The organism is Photobacterium sp. HL06 (assembly GCF_059552575.1).
Genome location: NZ_JCANWL010000003.1, coordinates 207,001 through 227,949 on the forward strand (window position 1 = coordinate 207,001; position 20,949 = coordinate 227,949).

Consider the following 20,949-nt stretch of genomic DNA (forward strand, 5'->3'; position numbering starts at 1 on the left):
CATCATCATAGCCTCGCGGTACGTTATGGAGTGGGATGGTTCATTACATTAAAGCCTGATAGTTCGTTGTTTTTAGAGCAATTAGAATCCCTGCTATACCATCGGGTTTTGATTAAATATCTAACGTTAACTTGTCACTTTTGGTGCGTGATACACATACACACATCTGTTGTTTTCGCTCTTCCTGATTAAGAAAAACGTCACGATGCACGGCTTCACCCTCAAGGACTTGAATAGCACATATACCGCACTCACCGCGTTTGCAATCAAAAGGCACAGAGATTTTTGCGTCAATGAGTACATCTAAAATAGATTGTGTGGGGTTTACTGTCACAACTACATCAGATTTTGCTAATTTGACCTCTATCGGTTTGTTGTTCGATGTACTTAATGCACCAAAACTTTCAAAGTGTATTCTCGACGATTCCCAACCCAGCTCGTCACCTAACTCCCTTACAGTTTCTATCATTCTGTATGGGCCACAAACAAACAAGTGAGTGTGTGGGGCAGCACTACTCATGACGGCTTTGAGATCCAATTTTTCTGATTCATCTTGTTTCGAAAAATACACATTTGCTTTATCAGCTGCTAATTGTTTAATTTCACTTAAATAGCCCATTTCGGCTTTAGAACGCGCGGTATAATGAATTTCAAAAGAAGCATTTTTATCGATTAACTTACGCACCATAGACAAAATAGGTGTAATACCGATTCCTCCTGCTATCAGAATGCTATGCTCGCTAATTGGCGATAATGGGAAGTCGTTACGCGGTGATTGTGCTTCAATAACAGTACCTTTCCTGAAATGTTCGTGGATATAGTTGGATCCCCCGCGACCGTTTATCTCGCGTTGTACTGCAATATCATAAAAACTGTTGCTACTTGACGATGACAACAAAGAGTAGTGACGTTGAATAAATTTGCCGTTTGGTAATGTCAAATTAATGGGCAGGTGTGCACCTGGTTCGAAAGCAGGAAGGAGACTACCTTCTTTTGGAACCAATCGTAATTGTTTTATATGTTCACTTTTCTTAATTATGCTCTCAATGACTAAAGTCAGAGTATCGGTAACAGTTGCTTCGATCTTCATCTCACGTGGATTATGAGGAGAATAATCATAAAAACTCCAGCTAATGTTTTCTGGCATTTGTGTTTCTTTCCAACTTTCTACTGTCAGCTCCCAAAATCGCTTTGTACCTGCAGATTTATCAGTTGGGTCATCTTGATCCCATAGATTTTGAGCTTTACCGGAAATCTGTAAAAACGAGTTACGCTCAAAGTCGATAAAAATAACACCAGCAAAAGGGTACACCTCAATATTGCCCAGAGTATTAAACATACTATTACCTTTGTAATCAGGTATACGTAGTTTTTGACCGTCAATATCAATAAACCCAGGAAAGCCCCCCCTGTGAGAAGTATCGCCGCCATGCCGCATGATATCGTTTGGGTTGTTGCTATCTACACTATGTAAATCAACGGGACTAGCGCTGCCAACAAAAAAAGAATCGGCGTTTTCAATTAGCTTTTTGTGATGCTCATTTAATATCTTTCCCGATAAGGGTTCGATATAGTCACGAGTAGACTTTGCGTTATCAATGTTGATACTGCGTCTTTGAATATATTTGGGACAATTCGGAAAAGCTTGTTCAACGAGAACCTCATATTTAGTGTCACTTACTTGTTGAATGCGACCGTTCACACGTAAACGCCGACGAGTGCTTAGCTCTATTACTAACACACCAATATGGGGGTTAGCTTTTATATTGTTCCAAAACGGATCTCCGGGATTGCTGATGACTTTGTTGGTATCGAGTAACATTGAACTGGCATCAGGTGCGCTGATAAAACCGGAATCTCCAACCAAAACTGAAGTCCAAACTTTACCCTGTTGATCAAGGCTACTTATGACCACCATATTTTGTTGTGCAATAAATGGAATCGCGCCTGGGATAATCAAGTTGCTGATCACTTCACCGTTGCGCTGCCCGATAGCGGCTTCATTCGCTAGCTGTTGGACTTTAAGTTCACCTTTGTGGAAGGGGGGATGAGCATTCATAGTCATGGTTCCTTCTTTCCCGACGAAAAAGGACTCACCGTTAGCTGTGAGGTGGATGGTGAGCCCTCAAAGATTAGAATGTTAAAATGGTATAACCTTCTGATGCCAGACGGTGGATGCTTGGTAGACCTCGCGTACCTGGAATTGCGTTTTCGGTCAGGTAATCAAAACCTGATTTTTCGACGTCATCAGCTGCACCAAATACATCTGCGCAACCACAAGAAACGCCAGCAATTTTATCTTTAACTGCTTCAAACAAGCCATGGACTGGGTTTTCAGGATTGCTTAATTCCGCGATCCAACGAGTGCCTGTACCATTAAATAGAACCTGAACTTCTGCACCGCTTTCCTTATAGTCAAATGCTGTAGCCAGAGCGTTGAAAACTCGACCTAGAGCTTCCTCTTTACCGTGGTCAGGGTCGGACAAAACTAGAATTGCTGTTTTCATGATAGTTTCCTCTTTTGGGTTAGATACAGCTAAATCGTGATTGATTAAACGAGCTAGCGACTGGAGTTGAGTATGGTATTTTTGATAATTACAATAAATGGGGGGGAATGGATTAAACTATTTCATATATTGAATTAATAGATGATGCGGGAATGAGTGATGAATAAACTTGTTGCTATGGAAACCTTTGTGCATATAGTGGATGCTGGGAGTTTAACGAAGGCTGCTGAAACACTTGATACCTCGTTGCCAACGGTCGTCAGGACGTTAGCCAGATTGGAAGAGCATCTAAATACTCGGCTACTAAATAGGACGACACGAAAAATAACCCTCACGGTTGAAGGGCAAAGTTATCTTGAAAACTGTCGCAAAATTCTGTTTGCAATTGAAGATGCTGAACTTGAGTTAAGTGCGCAACAGAGTAAACCCAGAGGTAAGCTGCGGGTTACAGCATCGATAATGTTTGGCTCTATGCATATCATGCCGCTGATATCAAAGTTTTTAAGTGTAAACAAGTTGGTTGAAGTTGATCTTTTATTGCTTGATCGTAACGTCAATTTACTTGAGGAGGAAGCCGATGTTGCTATTAGAATTGGAGCATTAGAAGACTCTTCCATGGTTGCAAAAAATGTTGGGTACTTGAGAAGAGTGATATGTGGTACACCCGAGTTTATCAATGCTTACTCGACAATTACGCATCCGAAAGATCTTGTAGATATTCCATGTATCCGATTCACTGGGCTAAGCCACGGAAATCGTTGGCACCTTTATGATAAACAAAAGTTGCATGACATTGCTGTTAAAGGGCCAATAATTTGTAATCAAATTGAAGCATCTCGCAGGGCGGTTTGCGATGGGCTTGGCTTAGGCATGTTTCTTTCTTATCAAGTTGAAAAGGAAATTGCTTCTGGCGAATTACAGGTTGTGCTGCCTGAATATGAGCCGGCCCCAATACCCGTTAGCGTGGTATATTCTCATGCGAAATTGATGTCAACACGAGTCAAAGTTTTTGTGGATTGGATTACCTCAGAGTTAAGGAAAAGTCTGTCTACAGGATAGATATTAGCGTTTCATGCTATCTGTTAGCATTTTATTATATTGAACGGGATTTTTAAGGGCGTTGTTGAAGCGCTCAGATAATACTCAATAATGGCATTGGTCCAGTATTCCGTTATCATGGCCAGCCTATTGAAACTGGTTGGTCTGATAACAAGTGCCTTACAAATATAACCACGCCAAACGCCATCATTTTAAGAAGCATACCTACCGGATGACCAACTATTCAGAATACAACCAGGCCCTGAAAAATCGAGGAAGAATCGATGTCTGGCTGTCCGATGACATCCTCGACAACTGACAACATGAAGACCGGATCTACGATGGTACAGGATCTTCTGTTAAGTATCCTGACAGCACTATCGAAGCCTGTCATTACCTGAGAATGGTGTTTAAGTTGCCCCTGCGGCAAACGCAGGGGTTCATCGAGAATCTGCTAGAAATGTTGGGCATGAAGCACCTTCAATGCCCGGATTATACCTTGCAGTCAAAGCGGCTCAGTCAGCTTGGCTTTTCAACGCCACGATTTAAAAAGAATGAAAAACGCGATGACAGCATCGTGGCCATCGCCATTGACTCCACGGGATTGAAGCGGTTTGGTAAGGATGAATGGCACCAGGAAAAACATAAGGTTAATGCCAAGCGTAGCTGGCGAAAAGCGCATTTTGCGGTCGATAGCTGCCATCTTATTCAAAGCGCCGTATTAACGGACAAAAACACTATGGATGATCAGGTTGGCGAAGACATTTGCGACCAAATCACAGAGCGTGTCATGCATGTCACGGCAGATAAGATGTATGATACCAATGCGGTGTTTCAGACGGTTGAAGATCACTTTCCGGACACCGATATCGTGATCCCGCCGAAAGACAATACCTTTGCCGACGAGGCCCATCACCCGAAGAGGATGAGCAACCTGGTTGCGTTCTTTGCCCTGGGAGATATCGGGTGGCAAAAGCATCGGCACTACGGTCGGCGAAATGTTTCAGAAACGGCGATGCAACGGTATAAAAAGATCATTGGCAATAAATTACACAGTAGAAAGTGTACCAATCAGCGCCAGGAAATGTTAGTCGGTTGTTCCATTCTAAATCGATTCACCCAGCTCGGGATGCCCAATAGCTACCGAGTCGCCTAACCGTATCAAAAGACCACGTAGCTTTAGTGCTGTAACATAGCCCCTTTGTTTTGAGATACTCGCTTAACAGCAAGAAGTTTTGCTGAACGAGAATGGGTTAGTATCCACTGTAAGGCTTTTACTTTACCGTGTTTACCTTCTCTAGTTGCCTTTGCGATACGCATTTGAAGCTTTAATACACGCGCCTCCACAGCCTTCCAGTTGATGGATTGCCATTGTGCACTGTCAGAAGATGCACTAATCTCGTTCGAAATCATCATTTGCTTTTCTTCCTTAATAAAGTTCTTCAAACTCTCTCGCAACGGGAGACCATATCGGCCACAGAGGCTTTCCCAGAGGGAGCGATACAGGCTTACCATGTTCCGTATGTCTCGCAATGTCAGGGGAGATGCCCACTATAATGCGGAGAGTATTTCGATCACGAAAGAATACACGCAAACTTCTTTCCTACTCTCGTTGCTTATTTAGCTACAGCGTCTAAACCACTTCCGCTGCTTGTGAAATTACGCATCTGACGTGGATTCACTTCTGTTCATCATACTGACTCCCTAGCACTTACCCGAACTGTGGTTTTCAGGAGGAACGTCCTCTCACGACTCTGTTCCCACTCAGCCTAACGGACAAGTTTCGTTACATTGTCAGATCCGCTGCTTTATTCAGGATCCTAGGGTCATCTGGTGATACAGATGGTTCACTCTTATCGTGGTGAACAACGCTTCATACGACTTCAGGTCGCACGGACAGAAATAAGTTAGGGGTTTTGCAAAATTAGTATTGTATGGATTACTTTTTGTAGGCTTAATCGAGCTGTAACGTGAACGCCCCACGATCCCACGGGCGCAGCCTCAGTGAGAGAAGTTCCAGGGAAGAAGTAATTCGATATCTGGCTCTGGCTTAGTCCAGCTCTTTCATGCACTGAACCAGGTAGTCGTACAAGATCAGTCCATTGGGGTTTTGTCGCAAAACTACCTAATGCTTTGCGGCAAAACCTCTTTCCTATGGAACTTATATCGGCACAGCACAGGGTTGTGCCGATATATTCTATGCAGAGCTTTTTAACTTCAGATGAAGAACAGTAAGATTAAAATCAGGTGCTAAGTAATTAGACGGTATGCTCTATTTCTCCAATATGCTTGACTATGTCGTGTAGATAAAAAAGGAACCAACATGCAAAGCATACACGTTGCCGGAATCTATTTAGGCAATACATCTTACAATGACAAAGCTTTTGAAACTGCCAGCTCAAAATCCTCCTGACAAAGCTCCCTGCTTAATTTGTCAAAGTAAACAGAATCTTCTCCTGCTGGTACTCGCGCCTTCAGTTCCTGCCCCTCAACAATGGATAAGACGGATTTTGCGACAGAGGCTGGTGAAGGGCCGTTATTAATTTTATCTACCACCTGTGGTAACAGAGTATTTGCCTGACTGGCATATGGCGACTCCTGACTGGTTGTAACAGAATTAGCTTGGAGGCCATTTTTAACAAAGCCAGTTTTAAATAACCCTGGCGCTACAGTGTGAACCTTAATACCAAACGGAGCCAGTTCGTATCGAAGAGAATCAGTGATACCTTCAACCGCATATTTACTGGAGTTATAATGAGTGAGCAAGGGTAAGCCCATTTTACCCAGGAAGGAACTCACGTTCACAATGATCCCAGATTTTTGCTCGCGCATAAAAGGAATAACGGCTCTGCACGTTCTTAAAATGCCGAAAACATTTACATCAAACTGTTGCATAAACTCTTCGTCCGTACCTTCTTCGACACTTGCCACCAGACCATAACCCGCGTTGTTAACTAAAATGTCCAGTGTGCCTGCATGCTGGATAATAAAGTTTATTGCATCTTCTACGTCCTGAGTTTTAGTGACATCACACACAACCGGTGTAATCGGCAGATCATGTTGTTCAAACACTACTTTTAACTCGGCTGCTTTTTCTAAGCTGCGAACACTACCGTAAACCTGATAGTTATTTCTGGCGAACAGTATTGCTGTTTCAAGGCCCATTCCAGAGTTTGCCCCTGTAATGAATACTACTTTTTTTTCTTTAGGTTGAGCATCAAAAGTCATTTCTTTCTCCTTTTTTGACATGCTGTTTTTAGCTTTGGTGTTCAGGTAACTGATTGTTTTTGTATAAATCTGCTATGTCATGGTTTTTGTCACGGTGTTTGGCTTCGTCATCGCGAATACATACCAATACGTCCAAAAAACTTGCTGAGTCTGGTAAATCGTAATATTTAATCGCGATGGTCGGGGCTAGTGGGTTAGGTAACAAACCAGCTTGAATCTGAGAAATATACTCGGAATAGCTGTTGCAGGCCTCTTCTTCAAAATACCCGACAATTCGATGAGCTGTTTTTGATGAAAACAGATAAATCAGTCCGTAAACCAGAATAAAAATAAACTGCAAGGCCATGACTAATATGCGTTCAATGATCGAAGGTTTGGTGACTTTAAGGAAAATCATCAGATGCATTCTCTCGTTGTCAGCTTCGTCCAGTAATTCCTTGATCCATCCGCCGTCATCTTTCATTCGTCTTAAAGCTTTTAAATGATTAAAGATCCCGGCAACCATCCCTGGTACGGCAGCGACTGTTTCCAGAAGCATTGCTCGTTTAGCTAAATGTTTGCCATAAAAAAAGTTAAGTGTTTTTTTAAGTACCCGAGTAACAAAAAGTGCCAGTTTTTCCGAAAATGTTTCCGGTAGATAGTGAGAATGTTCAAACGTCATATGTGATCCTGCGTATCCTGCCTGCTGGGGGCTGATTTCTTGCTTTTGGCTAAACGACTTTGTGAGGTCCAAAGCATTCGTAGTGGAACTGCTCTCTGGGAACTCCGAGTTCTGCTAACTGCCTTGCGATGTGTTGCATAAATCCCACTGGGCCGCAGAAGTAAATTTGTACCATGTCTCTTTTAACGGCGTCTTCGAATTCATTCAGATCCACAAAACCTGAGAAGTGATAATCATCACCTATGCAATCTTCTTCAGTTGGTTTGTTGTACCAAACCAGAGAATTCATGTTGGCATTGGCGTCCACTATCTGGTTGACGTGTTGTTTGAATGCGTGTTGTTTACCATTTTCGGTCGCATGTACCCAGGTTACCGGGGCTTTATGATCTTTAAGAGTTTCCAGCATAGAAAAGGTGGGGGTTAGGCCGACGCCAGCAGAGACAAGAACAACCGGTGTGCTTTCTTCGACTTCCATAAAGAAGTCACCCGCTGGTGAGGTGAGTTTAACAGTATCACCAAGGTTCAGTTCATCGTGCAGATAGTTTGAAACCAGACCTCCAGATTCACGCTTTACAGAGATTCGGTAAGTACTGTCCTGTACAGATGATGACAGGCTGTACTGACGGATTTCTTGAAACTCAAGTTTGTCGCTCTGAATGTAAATGCCAAGATACTGACCAGGTTTGAAAGCAGAAACAGGTTCACCATCAACTGGCTTAAATACAAAACTACAAATATTTTCGCTTTCCGAGCGCTTTTCAATTAATTCAAATTCACGAAGGCCACGCCAGCCCCCTGCAAGATTTTCGTTCTCCTGATAGAGCTGTTCTTCCCGTTCGATAAAAATATTTGCTAACACACCGTATGCTTCTTTCCAGGCATCGATGACTTCCTGTCCAGGAGAAAAGAAGTCGTCGATAGAGGCCAAAAGATGTCGGCCAACAATTTGGTACTGGTCTTTGGTGATCTGAAAACTGGTGTGCTTGTGTGCGATTTTTTCTACTGCTTCGAGTAAGGCAGGCAAGTTATCTATATTTTTGGCATACGTGATGATGGCATTGAATAAAGCTTCGCGCTGATCACCGTTTCGCTGGTTACTCATGTTAAAAATATTCTTGAGCTCGGGGTTGTGGATGAACATGCGCTCGTAAAAATGTGCGGTGAGTTTTGGCCCGGTTTCCTCCAGCAGTGGAGCAGTAGTTTTGACGATTTCAATGGTTTTAGCTTTGAGCATGATGACTCCCCTTTAACATGTATTTATAATGTATGTTTAATGTTGTATCTCAAATGTATCTTTAGATCAAGAAAAGTTCTATACATTGATGTGAGAGAGGAAACCAGTATGCAGTTAACCAACTTTACCTATTACGCACTTAGAACATTGATTTATCTGGTTTTGTCGCGAAGCATACCTAATGCTTTATAGTTATGGTACATTTTCCTATGTTGCGACCGCATGACCATTAAATTCACAGACCGTCATTTTCCCTCGGAGATCATTCTGCAGTCCGTTCGTTACTATCTTTCCTACAAGCTGAGCTACCGTGAAATTGAAGAGATATTGGCAGAGCGTGGCATCATTGTTGACCACTCAACATTGAACCACTGGTTGATAAAGTATGCACCATTGCTGGAACAGCGAGCTAGCAAAAAGAAGAAGCCAGTAGCTTTTTCGTAGCGGATGGACGAACGTATATTAACGTAAAAGGCCAATGGGAGTATTACTACCGAGCCGTTGATAAATATGGGATGTGATCGATTTTCTACTGCGTGATACGCGAGATAAAAAGGCAGCGAGAGCTTTTTCCAAAAAAGCCATCGGCCAACACGGACTATTTGAAAAGGTGGTGATTGATGGAAGATATTCCAATGCGTTGACTCTGCATCATATCAATGTTGAGCTTTGGTAGAATGGCCTGATGCTCAACCTCATTGAAGTCTTTCAAATGAAATACCTGAACAATATTGTCGAGCAAAGCCACCGCAGAGTGAAAGGAAAGATGAACCAGGTACTAGGCTGGAAACCTGACGAAGGCGCGGTGGCCACATTAGCCTGTGTAGAACTTTGGGTGATGATAAAAAATGGACAGCCCGACAAACCTGAAGGCTTATCTGCTTGGGAGCAGTTTTACGCACTGGCAGACTAATTGTATCTGAAAATCAGTGAGCTTGTACTTCAGCATAATTTTGCGACAAAACCATAAAAAGATACACCTTCGCATTCGTACTATTTTACTCACCCCAAATAAGCGCCTCAATACAAAATAGGTTATGTGATTGTTGTATGTATAAGAGATGGATTACGGATAGAATCTATCTAAAGATCTTACGCCAAGCTATTAGGTCTAGGGCTCTTCTCCGCTTACATGAGTCTGTATAACCAGTAAATATTCGATAACCACATGATTTATAACGGCTCTTTTGCTTGTTCGTTAGTGTTGTAGTTTGTCGTTATTATCATCTGCTCTGTTTAACTTTAAAGGCCAATGTGTCCAGTCTGTATCCATCGAGGCGGACACTCATTCTGTACTCGTCAAATGTAAGCGTGATAGACGATTCAAAGTGATTGACCCTGAGACAGGTGCACCGCGTACAGTCGATCACTATGTTCGCCGTCGCCTATCTGATTTACCTGTGAGTGGTCGTTCTTGCTTCATAGATATTGAGCTTGCTCAGACTCGTGATGGACTTGGCAGAAGATTGATTGAAGCAACTGATTTTGTTGTTAAAGGTGGCCGCTATACTGCGAGGTTTTGCCATTTCATCAGTGGATTATGCCGTTATATGAGTATTCATGCTGTTTCTAAACACCTCGGCATCCGCTGGGAAACAGTGAAAAACATCGATAAAGCATTTCTACTTTCCACCTTACCAGCATTAGAACCTGAGAAACTCACCAACCTCGTTCATATTGGCGTTGATGAAGTTGCCAGAGCCAAAGGACACGACTATATGACGGTGGTTTATGACCTTATATCTGGGCATTTAATATGGGTAGGACATGGAAGAACAGCCAATGTACTTATCCACTTTTTAGAGCAACTCTCAATTAAAACAAGGGAAGGGATTCAAGCAGTATCAATGGATATGGGACACATCAAGAGAAGAAGATGCTGAGGGGGACGTTATTTTTACTCCTTAAGAATGCACCAAAATTAAATGATAAACAGTCAGATAGATTGGATGATTTACTTGAAAGTAATAAGACACTTTGCACAATTTATATGCTGAAAGAGCAACTGCAAGCTTTATGGGATGAACGTGATTTTGACTCGATGATTACAGCGCTTGAAGCGTGGTGTCAGCTTGCTAAAAAGACAAGGATCTTATCACTCATCAATTTTGCTGACTCTCTCTGGGAGAGAAGAATCGGCATCTGCAATTACGCAAAATATAGGCTAACGAATGCCCGCGTGGAAGCTGGCAACGTGTCAATTGGCCTTCTGAGGCGGAGAGCTCGCGGAGTTAGAGATACCGAATACTTTAAGTTAAAAATTAGGCAAACATCGACCAAAGAAACGCATTCAATATTTTATCCAGAAATCAAGCTCACCTAACCGGAGAAGAGCCGGTCTAGTATGGCAAAACTGGATGAACAACATGTGAACGAGCTTTTACCCTAAGTGGAAAAGGGGCACAACCTAGCCAGCCGAGAGCACATAGTCAAAATTCATTTACTCAGCTGGATGGATTTGAATATGGGTCTGCTCATTCGAATCACAGAGCTCCTTGACCGTTACGTCAAATAATCCTGTGTCCTTAATTAGCGCAGGTAATTCTTGATAAGCCCCTTCTCGGATAAAGAGTGAAATCGGTGCTATTTGTTTGCCAGCCTCGTTGTAGCAGTGCTCTATATGGTCGGGTAACACATATATCGTATTCGTGTCTGTACCTGGTCCATCGATTTCATCGAATAGCTTGGATGCAATACCATGCTGGTCATACAGCATATTTAGCAAATCATATAGTTTCTGGGCATCACTCATCTTTTCCGCGTACTGGGCGGTCATTTGGTGAAGTTCGTTTAGCTGGCTCTCTAAATCTCCGTCCTTACGCTTGGTGACCATTACCAAGCGCTTCAGCTCACTTTTTATTGGTTTGTATGCCGGTTGTTTGATTTTGGGCTTAAGCCACTTAACTAGGATCGCGTTTCGTTGGGATTTGGGTGTAAAGCGCGGTGAAGCAGCTACGTTGCAATACAAATGAAGCAAGCTGTTTTCAATGACTTGGGTGAGTTGCTGATGATAGGTGCTATTTTCCAAAGTAACTAATCCTAGATCCCTGACACTCTATATATGAGGCGTATTGCACCAGATTCAAGGGGGGAGCCGATTTGGTATTTTCCGGGGAACGGCAAAAGCGCCAGGTTTATTGAAAGGATTGGGTGCAACGATAAAAAAACACTCCCTGGCGGGAGTGTTTATGGGCGGCGAGAGGTTAGGCTTTGGTCATGGTCAACTCTTTGATCATCTTGACCGGGTTGTGCTCAATCATGGATAACACCTTACGGGCTAACCCTCTTGGGTTACGGCGTTTGTTCTCCCAGCTCGATACCGAATCATAAGACACACACAGCAGATCGGCCAGCTCTTGACGGGATACCCCCGACGATTCACGGATTGCCTTCACATCAAGGGTGCGGTAACTGTGAACGTGTGCCGGATTTGGGGTGCGCTTACCCTGCTCAATCTCGACCATTTCCTCTGCGCTTTCCAGCAGATCAGCAAACAAATCTTCTCTCATGCTACACCTCATTATTTATCTAGCTTGGCCGCGACATTTCTTAGGGCTTTTTCTTGGTCATGGGTCAAGTTGTCTTGCTCATTCTTGGGGTAGATCAAGGCCAGATATAAACGGCCAGTACGGATTGACAAGTTATAGTAAATTACTCTGACGCCGCCGCTTTTTTCCATCCCTTTTCGCGCCCAGCGCAGTTTTCGAAATCCACCGGTATTTGCGATTGTTGCGCCCACTTCTGGGTTCTCGATCAAGTGTTCCTGCATTTATCTAAATGAGTCATCATCCAAAAAATCAGCGCGTCGACTTGCGAAACCTCTAAGTTCTATGAATGTAAACATCCGCTCCCCTTGTACTATGTACACATCTTAGTATGTACATAGTACAAAGGTAACGTATTGTTTAACGGTTTTAGCGTCACATCAAATTCAGTGATCATTGAAGGGATCTTTGCCTTCTTAAGGGAACGGCCAAACACGACGGGAAACGGTAGTGTGTGGGCTGTGCTGTTGATAGCTGCCTGGGGGGAGTTTCGAAGTATGACAGAGCCAGCGATGTTCTGCTGGCTCATTGTTGGACATTTCCAATTTAGCAGAAGCAGACAGTTTCCAGCCTTCGGATAACTTCTCGTATCCCAAAGAGCAGAATGCCACCATTTCAAAAGGTGGCAGTCTGCTAAGTTCTGGACTTTTTCTATCATGATTCAGCCATGATGTTATTAAACTTCAAGTCTATTACGTTATTATCAACTCCCTTAATTTGCTAGCGGCTTGGTAGTCACTCGGCTTACGTTTGCTGCAGGCTTAACGATTAGACCAATCCCGACGAGAAACAGTACACAAGCAACAACTTGCGCAACACTCAACACTTCATCATACATAAAGTAGCCGGAAATCAAGGCAAACAAAGGGACCAGCAAAGTCAACGGTGCCGTTGTACTCAGCGGATAACGAATCAGTAGTCGATTCCACACCCAATAGCCAAACAATGTGGTTGGATATGCCTGAAAGACAACCGCTATTGTCGTGTTCACATCCCAAGTATCGAATGCATGCAATACTATATTTGGCCCGTAAATACTTATGGCAAAAAGAGCCAAAGGAATAGGCGCAAATAACATTCCCCACACGTTAAACGCGAATGCCTGAGTAGTTTTCGACGCTTTTACGATCATGCCCATGACTGTCCAGCAAGCAGCGGCGATCATGATAAACATCAAACCCTGCACGGTAATATTGCCATTGGTCGCAGACACCAATACCAAAAGAGCAACGAGTGCCGTCACTGCTCCAATGACTTTGCGCTTTGAAGCGAGTTCCTTATGGATAAATACCCCTACTGCCATGCTAATTAGCGCGTTAGATGAAAGCAGTACAGAAGATATGCCTGAAGAGAGGCCTGCGGTAATTGACCAAGAAGCCATACCCCATATCCCTACGCCAAACACTAAGCCGTATCCAAACAAATAGCGCCAAGCAACATTCGGCCTTCGTATAAAGAATATTGCTGGTACCACTGCCAAAGTAAATCGGGCTGCTGTCGCCAATAATGGGTGCACTTCAGTAATCCCCAGTTTAATCATCGAGAAATTGAAGCCCCAAATGGCCATAACAAAAATCGCTAAAAATAAATCGTTTCTTATCATAACTGTCCTCCCTTTTGCTTGAAAAATAGTATTACCTGAGTACAGTTACCGGTACAGATACAATCTTTCATACAAAAAGCAGTACAGTTATAGCCTATGAGTATGTACAAGACGATGGCTAGTCAATTTATACGTGAGATTGAAGCGGGTAAGCTGACTGAAGGAAGCCGTATGCCTTCATTACGACAGCTGTCAAAGCAGCAAGCAGTGAGTATGTCGACAGCTGTCAGTTGCTATCAAGAGCTTGAATCCCAAGGATGGATCCATGCGCGCCCTCAAGCAGGGTATTACGTTTCTCCACTCAGAAGTAAACATAATACACCTGAGTGGGCGCGCTTTGTTAGTAAGGTTTCTAAGGTGAATCAAAGCTTCTCCATTAACTCACAACATAACGGGCCACTTGGGGTTTCAAGTACAGATATCGACGAGATGGCGCTTAATGAACTTGACCGTAGTTTTCGTAGAGCAAGCAAGCGGCTAGGCAGTCGACTCAATCAATACCCAAATACTCAAGGCGAGCCTTTACTACGTAATGCATTAAGTGTTCATTTTGCAAAGCTTGGGCTACATATAAACCCAGATGAGTTGGTCATCACGTCAGGGTGTATGCCTGCCATCAAAGCAGCACTTGAGTCCTGTACTCAAGTGGGCGACGCAATTGCAATTAGCTCACCTTGCTTTAATGGCATTTTAGATTTACTTGGGCAAATGGGGCGTAACATTGTAGAGATCCCGTCTCTAGACGACGGAATAGACCTCCCTCAATTGGAACTGCACTTACAACAAGGGATCGTTAAGGCCGGCATTTTCTGTACGTCGCACATGAATCCTCAAGGTATCACTATGTCTGTTCAGCAAAAGCAGAAACTGGCTGAGATCGCAAATCGCTACCAAGTTCCGATGATAGAAGATGACGTCTACCTAGAGCTCTCCTATTCAGAACACACCCCGTTACCCGCGAAGTATTACGACCAAAGCGGTTACATTCTCTGGTGTGGTTCTGTATCTAAAAGCTTATCACCCAGCTATCGTCTGGGGTGGTGTTTGCCGGGTCGATACACAGAACGCTATCGTCAACAACATACGGCTTCTTGCTTTGGTGTTTCACTCCCTATTCAGCTAGCAGTGGCTGATTTTATTGAATCAGGTAACTATGCCAAGCAACTGAAACGCCGTCGCAACAAGTTGCTTAACTTAAGGCAATCATATCTCAGTTTTTTATCTGAACGCTTGCCTGATAAAGTCAACATTAGCCATCCACAGGGAGGGATGGTTCTCTGGCTGCAGGTTCCTGAGCTCAATTTAGCCAAGTTCACTGCGCTTATCGAAAATAATAATCTCGATATTCGTTTGGGCCAGCTATTTAGTACTTTGTCACTCTACAATAACTGTTTAAGGATAAATATCGGATTTGAGCTAACGAAAGATGTGCAGGATGAGTTGAATCTGTTGATAGGTGCTATAAAACAATCGAGTTAAATTAAAAGGTCACAGAAGCCTTATATAAAAAGCACTTCGTCTTTCTTAATGCTTTCGTTGGTTTGCTAACAATAGTATACCCCTGTATGAATACTCTTTAATTTGCGTTTTGGTACAGCCATTAGTAAAGCTAAGTCAAAAATGCCATTGATGCAACTTAGACTTAAACTCACTAACAAGATGTGTGGGCTCCACTCTCCTGAGATAACCTTCAGTAAAGGTATTTCAGTTAAGTGAAGAGGCCACAACCATGTTGAAATCTAATATCATCGGGATTGATTTAGCCAAGAATACTCTCCAAGCCTGTCATATCAGCAAGCATGGTGAATTGCTAAGCAACAAAGCCGTTAGCCGTGAAAAACTGAAAGAGCTCATAGCTAAAGCCAAGCCATCAGTAGTCGCTATGGAAGGCTGTGCCAGCTGCCACTATTGGGGAAGGTATGCTGAACGACATGGCCATGACGTTCGAATAATTGGAGCGAAGAAAGTGAAAGCATACTTGGCTGGACATAAAACGGATGCCAATGACGCTTTAGCTGTTGCCAATGCATCTATGCAAATCGGTTTAAAATTCAGTCGACCGAAAAGCATGGAACGCCAATCCATGCATTCTCTTGAAACTAGTCGGCAATTCTTATCTCGAATGCTAGTGTCGTTAGGGAACCATATTCGCTCAACTCTTTTTGAATACGGTGTCGTTCAAGCCAAAGGTATAAAAGGACTGCGCCAATCTGTAGCTATTGCTTTCGACAACAAAATCCTTCCAGAGCATTTACATCTTACAATCTCGACACTATGGGATCAGTACAACAAGTTAAGTGATGATCTAAAACAAATCGAAAAAACCAAAGACTCTTTAACTCAACAAATTGAGCCTTGCCGAAAGCTTATGGAAATTGAAGGAGTAGCAGAGAAAACAGCAGCTATGCTTTATGTCACTTTAGGGAATGGTCAACAATTCAAAAACGGGCAACAAGCTTCAGCATTTGTAGGGTTAACCCCGAAACAGCACAGTTCTGGAGGAAAAACCGTGATGATGGGAATAGACAAATTTGGAGGGGTCAAAGATTTGCGGTCATTACTCTACCTAGGAGCAATGTCCTATATAGGCCGACTTCCAGAGTCTCCCCAAGATCAAAAACAGGCTTGGATGATTGGTTTAGTTAAACGTGTAGGTTTTAAAAAAGCGTGTATTGCCTTTGCTAATAAGACCGTTCGTACGGCATGGGCAATGCTCCGCTATAATAAGGAATACATAAAAACACCGTTAACTGTTTAATATTTAGAATAACTGATTTACAAAATGATGATGCATAAACGGTAAGACCAACCCATTTAAAACCTGACCAAAGTTGAAGCTTGAACGTAAAAGCTGATAACAAGCAAAGGAAAGTGGGTGCGCAAACATCGAAGGCTAGAGAGTAGCTATCTCATGAGAAGCCGAATATAAGCACGCATCTTAACCAAAAAATGTTTCGTCAATTTGTAAAAACGTGGAGCCCATATAAACCTTGGGGCGTGCGACGGGCTATGTTGCAGCACTAAAGCTACGTGGTCTTTTGATACGGCTAAGTGACCCGGTAGCTATTGGGCATCCCGAGGTGGTTGAAGCGATTTAAAATAGAACAACCGATTAACATTTCCTGGCGCTGATTTTTAAACACTCTGCTGTGTAATGTGTTGCCTTTGGGCGGGATCACGATATCGGCGTCCGGAAAGTGGTTCTCGACGGTTTGAAATACCGCATTTGTATCATACATCTTGTCGGCGGTAACATGCGTGATATTCTCAGTTACCTGGTCACAAATGGCTTCAACGACCTGATCATCCATGATGTCTTTGCCAGTGAGTTCGGCGCCCTGTATAAGGTGATTGCTATCCACCGCAAAGTGCGCCTTTCGCCAGCTCCGTTTAGCATTAACTTTATGTTTCTCTTGATGCCATTCATCCTTGCCAAACCGTTTCAGACCCGTGGAGTCAATAGCGATGGCAGCGACGTCGCCATCGAGTTTGTCGCTTTGCTTAAATCGTGGCGTTAACAACCTAAGCTGACTTAGCCGCTTTGACAGCAGCGTATAATCCGGGCATTGGAGATGCGCCATACCTAACATTTCAAGCAGATTTTCAATGAATCCTTGGGCTTGCCACAGGGGCAACTTAAACACCGCTCTCAGGTAATGACAGGCTTCGATAGTGCTGTCAGGATACTTAGCCGTAGAGCCGGTACCATCATTAATACGCTCTTCATCTTGCCAACTACCCAGGATGTCATCGGACAGCCAGATATCAATTCTTCCTCGCTTTTTGAGTGCCTGATTGTATTGTGAGTGGTTAGTCAGTCGATAGGTGTGAGGCTTAAAGTGATGACGTTTACCATTATTGTATTTGTTATCAGGCCAGCCAGTTTCAATAGGTTGGTCATGATAACTGAACTCAGTGCTAATGGAATAACTGGGTATTATCTGAGCACTTCAACAAAGCCCTGCCGGAGCAGCGACGTTACTACTGGCAGGATTCTTTGCTTGAGTGCTTACTTTAGCTGTTGATATACAGCCTGCAGCAAAAACGACCGATAGGCATAATGATCTGATTTTTGACTTTATCATTCCCTGATCTCTATCTGGTTTACCACCATGCTTCTACCTGGATACCCAGGTTGTATTCTGAGTCGTTTCCGGTCCCAAAAGCATCATCATTTTCATAATCACTCAGGTAACTGGCATATACTCGAAGTTCAGGGCGGGCCCAGAAGCTGGTGCCGGCAGCCCAAGCTTGCGCCAAAGTTAGCTTACTTCCGGAGCTATCGACGTTATCATCCTCTTCTGTAAACCAGCCAGCCTCAAACACGGTTCGCATGTTCTCATCCCACTTATACATTGGGCGGGCAACTATATTAAAAATAGAGTGATCGTCCTTACTGTCAAAACTTGAGTTGGCATATACGAGCTGATATCCGATTTCCCAATTTTTTGCTGGAGCCATGACCCCCCAATTAATGATTCGGTAGCCCTCGACACCATCTTTAGAGGTTGCATCGGGGTTGTTACCTGCCCCCAGTCCAGCCATTTGTTCTCCGTAACTTTCAGTCGCATATTGGAATATAGTTTTGTTCAAGCCCCCGATAACATTAGCCATGGTTATTTCGGCGGTCAGCATGAGCGGATCGTCGCCAATGCCTGCTTTCTGTGCATCTGTTTCGTTGATGAGACCATAGTTAAAGCCAAGTTCTAGATTGGCCTCTTGCCAAAGCTTGATTTCAGCGTAGCGGATATCGAAATTATTCACATTGACGTCACCACTGTCTTGGCGGAGTACTGCTAACGATAGTTTTCCTGTACCGGCAGATAAGTTCTCCACCCCTGCGCCGGATCCTGATGTATCCCAGTAGTAAAAATCAGAAATATGAATATCATGGCGCTGATAGTAACGCTTGCCAGCCCAGGCCACCGCCTCCGGATCGCGCGGAATGAGCCCTTTAGACTGAATATTGAACTGGCGAAGAGCAAACTGTGCATCATTGTTACAGGAAACTTCATCGTCACCCGTCGAATTATTGATCAACTCACATGATGTATTTGTGCCTTCGAAGTCGTTGCTTCCATCAGAGAGCAAGGCGACCATTGAGTCGACATAAAAGGATTTTCCATTTTGGTTGTAAAGCTCTTTGCCCAATAAGATTTCGGCATAGAGATCATCTTCGTTGCCGAGGCGGCCGACTTTATTTGATTGGAAACGCACCTGCTGGCCGTTTTCACCACTAACCCCAATACCTGCACGCATATAACCGTGAAAATCAACGTCTGCCGTGACGGATGAAGAGACTAGTACGCTTGTAATTACGATAGTCAAATTCAACGTATGCTTGTTCATTTTTTAGCGCTCCACCAATAGATTATTGTGCTTTATTGTTATTTTTTATGTTTATAAGCATAGCTAACCTTGAGTCACCAACCATCTCACCCTTTGAACAATTGACAGTTTGTTCTTGTGAACTTGTAATTGAGACAAGATATTGTTTTTGATATTCATGCAATAGCCGAAGCAAAGTAGAAATACCTCTCTAATGGTTATACTCAGAATCGTGAACTAAAAGCGTAAAACTGAGCTTAACCCACTAAATAGGGCTCTGTCGCAAAGTTCTGTAGAAGTACAAGCGTACTGATTTTCAGATACAATTAGGCTGCAAGCGCGTAAAATTCATCCCAAACAGATGAACCGCCAGGGTTGTCGAGCTGTCCATTTTTAATCATCGACCACAGCTCCACGCCTGCGAGTGTGGCTTTGGCTCCTCCATCCCAGGCACTGGTGCATCTTACCTTTCACTCTGCGGTGGCTTTGCTCGACAATATTGTTCAGGTATTTCACTTGAAGGACTTCAATGAGGTTGAGCATCTTCCCCATCAACCAGAGTTAGACATTGATATTGTGTAGCGCTAACGCATTCGCACCACTCTTATCGATCACCACCTTTTCAGGTAAGCCGTTATGACCTATCACCTTGTTAAAGAAGGCGCGAGCTGCTTTTTCGTTACGGAGATCACACAGTAAAAAATCAATGACGCAACCGTGTTTATCAACGGCCCGGTAGTAATATTTCCACTGACCTTTTACGTTGAGATAGGTCTCGTCCATCCGCCACGAAGAAGCAACTGGTTTTTTCATTTGTCGAGCTCGATGTTCCAATAAGGGGGACGTATTTGATGACCCACCGATTGATGGTTGAGTGATCAACATTGATACTCCGCTCAGCCATGATCTCTTCGATTTCACGGTAGCTAAGCTTATAAGAAACGTAATAGCGAACAATCTGGAGGATGATGTTGGAAGGAAAGTGGCGACCAGAAAAGTTGATAGTCATAATGCTAAAGGTAATGAGTGCAGAGGAGATCATAACTCAGCACTCCAATTTGCAACAGAACCTTTTTACTTGCTGTAAAGTCATCGCTTATCTCCTAGTGGCTAGACATAAAAATTATAAAAGCTGTGTTACAAGTTCTTCAATAGCGACGAGAGCATCTCTAAAAGACTTTTCATGTCTTTCATCCCCAAACTCTTGATATTCTGATTTAATTTCATAGAACTTCTCTACCCCTAGGTATCTTCCTAACACTTCAATGTGTGTTCCTAGGTGATTCATTTTTTCTCTAATTCCACCAATTTCAAACCCAAACTCACCACTTGATGAAATCAGAACAAGTGTTTTTTCCGACATTATGGGTTCTAAAGGAAAATCGCCTCGTGCCAAATCAAAAGAGAATGTCTTATTAATTCGTATCACTTGATCGAACCATGCTTTAAGTACCGCTGGCATACCGTAGTTATACATTGGCGAAGAAATCAGAATAATATCAGCCTGATCCAACTCTTCGATTAAGGTGTCAGACAAAGTTAGAAGTTGTTTTTGTTCATTTGTCTTCTTATCATCAGGAGTAAAAACAGCAGCTATCCAATCTCGACTAATAAACTCTGGAGGGTTTAATCCTAAATCCCTATAGATAACTTTATCTTCATTGTTCACTGTCATCCATTTATCCATAAAGGTTGCTGCAAGTGTTTTTGAAATTGAATTGTATTCTTGAACCTCGTTATCAGTTCTTCTAGCGCTACTATCAATGTGGAGTATGGTTTTCATGTCAATCCCTCAGTTGTTTCAT

General features: G+C 43.1%; 16 protein-coding genes and 5 pseudogenes. 6 read left to right on the plus strand and 15 right to left on the minus strand.

What is annotated here, in order from left to right:
* Positions 1–112: 112 nt before the first annotated feature.
* The gene (locus tag AC51G0_RS30785) at positions 113–2,065 is read right to left on the minus strand and encodes a pyridoxamine 5'-phosphate oxidase family protein (protein ID WP_496304305.1); all 1,953 of its coding nucleotides are present in this window, start codon (positions 2,063–2,065) and stop codon (positions 113–115) included.
* A 67-nt stretch (positions 2,066–2,132) separates the two neighbouring features.
* The gene (locus AC51G0_RS30790; protein WP_496304298.1) at positions 2,133–2,507 is read right to left on the minus strand and encodes a DsrE family protein; all 375 of its coding nucleotides are present in this window, start codon (positions 2,505–2,507) and stop codon (positions 2,133–2,135) included.
* 159 nt (positions 2,508–2,666) lie between these two features.
* On the opposite strand from AC51G0_RS30790, the gene AC51G0_RS30795 reads away from it, so the two are divergent.
* Together AC51G0_RS30795 and AC51G0_RS30800 are read left to right on the plus strand one after the other, a co-directional pair.
* On the plus strand, positions 2,667–3,566 hold the full coding sequence (locus AC51G0_RS30795) for a LysR family transcriptional regulator (protein WP_496304306.1): 900 nt from the start codon (positions 2,667–2,669) through the stop codon (positions 3,564–3,566).
* 313 nt (positions 3,567–3,879) lie between these two features.
* Entirely contained in the window at positions 3,880–4,701 is an 822-nt protein-coding gene (locus AC51G0_RS30800; protein ID WP_496304454.1) for an IS5 family transposase, read from the plus strand.
* Positions 4,702–4,739: 38 nt separating this feature from the next.
* On the opposite strand, the pseudogene AC51G0_RS30805 reads toward AC51G0_RS30800, so the two are convergent.
* From AC51G0_RS30805 to hmpA, 4 genes and pseudogenes are all read right to left on the minus strand, one after another.
* Positions 4,740–4,961: pseudogene (locus AC51G0_RS30805) on the minus strand (reverse transcriptase N-terminal domain-containing protein); the annotation flags it as partial.
* Positions 4,962–5,912: 951 nt separating this feature from the next.
* Positions 5,913–6,773 carry an SDR family oxidoreductase gene (locus tag AC51G0_RS30810; RefSeq protein ID WP_496302918.1) on the minus strand — a complete coding sequence of 287 codons (861 nt, stop codon included), beginning with the start codon at positions 6,771–6,773 and terminating at the stop codon, positions 5,913–5,915.
* Positions 6,774–6,801: 28 nt separating this feature from the next.
* Entirely contained in the window at positions 6,802–7,434 is a 633-nt protein-coding gene (locus AC51G0_RS30815) for an alternative oxidase (protein WP_496302919.1), read from the minus strand.
* 49 nt (positions 7,435–7,483) lie between these two features.
* Positions 7,484–8,668, minus strand: a complete 1,185-nt coding sequence (gene hmpA / locus AC51G0_RS30820) for an NO-inducible flavohemoprotein (RefSeq protein ID WP_496302920.1) — start codon at positions 8,666–8,668, stop codon at positions 7,484–7,486.
* Positions 8,669–8,890: 222 nt separating this feature from the next.
* On the opposite strand from hmpA, the pseudogene AC51G0_RS30825 reads away from it, so the two are divergent.
* Positions 8,891–9,440, plus strand: a pseudogene (locus AC51G0_RS30825) (IS6 family transposase); the annotation flags it as partial.
* 439 nt (positions 9,441–9,879) lie between these two features.
* A pseudogene (locus tag AC51G0_RS30830) lies at positions 9,880–10,991 on the plus strand (transposase).
* A gap of 117 nt (positions 10,992–11,108) precedes the next feature.
* Here AC51G0_RS30830 and AC51G0_RS30835 read toward each other — a convergent pair.
* The 5 genes and pseudogenes from AC51G0_RS30835 to AC51G0_RS30855 form a co-directional block, all read right to left on the minus strand.
* A complete protein-coding gene (locus AC51G0_RS30835; RefSeq protein ID WP_496304307.1) occupies positions 11,109–11,696 on the minus strand; it encodes a DUF2913 family protein in 588 nt (195 codons plus the stop codon).
* Between the two features lie 175 nt (positions 11,697–11,871).
* Positions 11,872–12,177, minus strand: a complete 306-nt coding sequence (nadS, locus tag AC51G0_RS30840) for a NadS family protein (RefSeq protein WP_496304308.1) — start codon at positions 12,175–12,177, stop codon at positions 11,872–11,874.
* Positions 12,178–12,188: 11 nt separating this feature from the next.
* Positions 12,189–12,512: pseudogene (locus AC51G0_RS30845) on the minus strand (type II toxin-antitoxin system RelE/ParE family toxin).
* A 14-nt stretch (positions 12,513–12,526) separates the two neighbouring features.
* Positions 12,527–12,742 carry a hypothetical protein gene (locus AC51G0_RS30850; protein ID WP_496304309.1) on the minus strand — a complete coding sequence of 72 codons (216 nt, stop codon included), beginning with the start codon at positions 12,740–12,742 and terminating at the stop codon, positions 12,527–12,529.
* Positions 12,743–12,925: 183 nt separating this feature from the next.
* Positions 12,926–13,816 (minus strand): EamA family transporter, encoded by an 891-nt coding sequence (locus tag AC51G0_RS30855; protein WP_496304310.1) that lies wholly within the window; start codon positions 13,814–13,816, stop codon positions 12,926–12,928.
* 96 nt (positions 13,817–13,912) lie between these two features.
* On the opposite strand from AC51G0_RS30855, the gene AC51G0_RS30860 reads away from it, so the two are divergent.
* Positions 13,913–15,295, plus strand: a complete 1,383-nt coding sequence (locus AC51G0_RS30860; RefSeq protein ID WP_496304311.1) for an aminotransferase-like domain-containing protein — start codon at positions 13,913–13,915, stop codon at positions 15,293–15,295.
* Positions 15,296–15,545: 250 nt separating this feature from the next.
* A complete protein-coding gene (locus AC51G0_RS30865; protein WP_496304313.1) occupies positions 15,546–16,574 on the plus strand; it encodes an IS110 family RNA-guided transposase in 1,029 nt (342 codons plus the stop codon).
* Between the two features lie 289 nt (positions 16,575–16,863).
* Here the strand turns inward: AC51G0_RS30865 and AC51G0_RS30870 are convergent, their stop codons facing one another.
* The 4 genes and pseudogenes from AC51G0_RS30870 to AC51G0_RS30885 form a co-directional block, all read right to left on the minus strand.
* Positions 16,864–17,757, minus strand: coding sequence for an IS5 family transposase (locus AC51G0_RS30870; protein ID WP_496304455.1), 894 nt, complete (start codon positions 17,755–17,757; stop codon positions 16,864–16,866).
* A 163-nt stretch (positions 17,758–17,920) separates the two neighbouring features.
* Positions 17,921–19,165 (minus strand): maltoporin, encoded by a 1,245-nt coding sequence (locus AC51G0_RS30875; RefSeq protein WP_496304314.1) that lies wholly within the window; start codon positions 19,163–19,165, stop codon positions 17,921–17,923.
* A 305-nt stretch (positions 19,166–19,470) separates the two neighbouring features.
* A pseudogene (locus AC51G0_RS30880) lies at positions 19,471–20,153 on the minus strand (IS6 family transposase).
* A gap of 114 nt (positions 20,154–20,267) precedes the next feature.
* Positions 20,268–20,927, minus strand: coding sequence for an FMN-dependent NADH-azoreductase (locus AC51G0_RS30885; protein ID WP_496304315.1), 660 nt, complete (start codon positions 20,925–20,927; stop codon positions 20,268–20,270).
* Between the last annotated feature and the right edge of the window lie 22 nt (positions 20,928–20,949).

What these genes read in the sequence shown, in the direction of transcription:
- AC51G0_RS30850 (WP_496304309.1), bottom strand. Translation starts at nt 12,742, where the DNA reads ATGAGCCAGCAGAACATCGCTGGCTCTGTCATACTTCGAAACTCCCCC.
- hmpA (WP_496302920.1), bottom strand. Translation starts at nt 8,668, where the DNA reads ATGCTCAAAGCTAAAACCATTGAAATCGTCAAAACTACTGCTCCACTG.
- AC51G0_RS30885 (WP_496304315.1), bottom strand. Translation starts at nt 20,927, where the DNA reads ATGAAAACCATACTCCACATTGATAGTAGCGCTAGAAGAACTGATAAC.
- AC51G0_RS30815 (WP_496302919.1), bottom strand. Translation starts at nt 7,434, where the DNA reads ATGACGTTTGAACATTCTCACTATCTACCGGAAACATTTTCGGAAAAA.
- nadS (WP_496304308.1), bottom strand. Translation starts at nt 12,177, where the DNA reads ATGAGAGAAGATTTGTTTGCTGATCTGCTGGAAAGCGCAGAGGAAATG.
- AC51G0_RS30875 (WP_496304314.1), bottom strand. Translation starts at nt 19,165, where the DNA reads ATGAACAAGCATACGTTGAATTTGACTATCGTAATTACAAGCGTACTA.
- AC51G0_RS30795 (WP_496304306.1), top strand. Translation starts at nt 2,667, where the DNA reads ATGAATAAACTTGTTGCTATGGAAACCTTTGTGCATATAGTGGATGCT.
- AC51G0_RS30860 (WP_496304311.1), top strand. Translation starts at nt 13,913, where the DNA reads ATGAGTATGTACAAGACGATGGCTAGTCAATTTATACGTGAGATTGAA.
- AC51G0_RS30790 (WP_496304298.1), bottom strand. Translation starts at nt 2,507, where the DNA reads ATGAAAACAGCAATTCTAGTTTTGTCCGACCCTGACCACGGTAAAGAG.
- AC51G0_RS30855 (WP_496304310.1), bottom strand. Translation starts at nt 13,816, where the DNA reads ATGATAAGAAACGATTTATTTTTAGCGATTTTTGTTATGGCCATTTGG.
- AC51G0_RS30810 (WP_496302918.1), bottom strand. Translation starts at nt 6,773, where the DNA reads ATGACTTTTGATGCTCAACCTAAAGAAAAAAAAGTAGTATTCATTACA.
- AC51G0_RS30865 (WP_496304313.1), top strand. Translation starts at nt 15,546, where the DNA reads ATGTTGAAATCTAATATCATCGGGATTGATTTAGCCAAGAATACTCTC.
- AC51G0_RS30785 (WP_496304305.1), bottom strand. Translation starts at nt 2,065, where the DNA reads ATGACTATGAATGCTCATCCCCCCTTCCACAAAGGTGAACTTAAAGTC.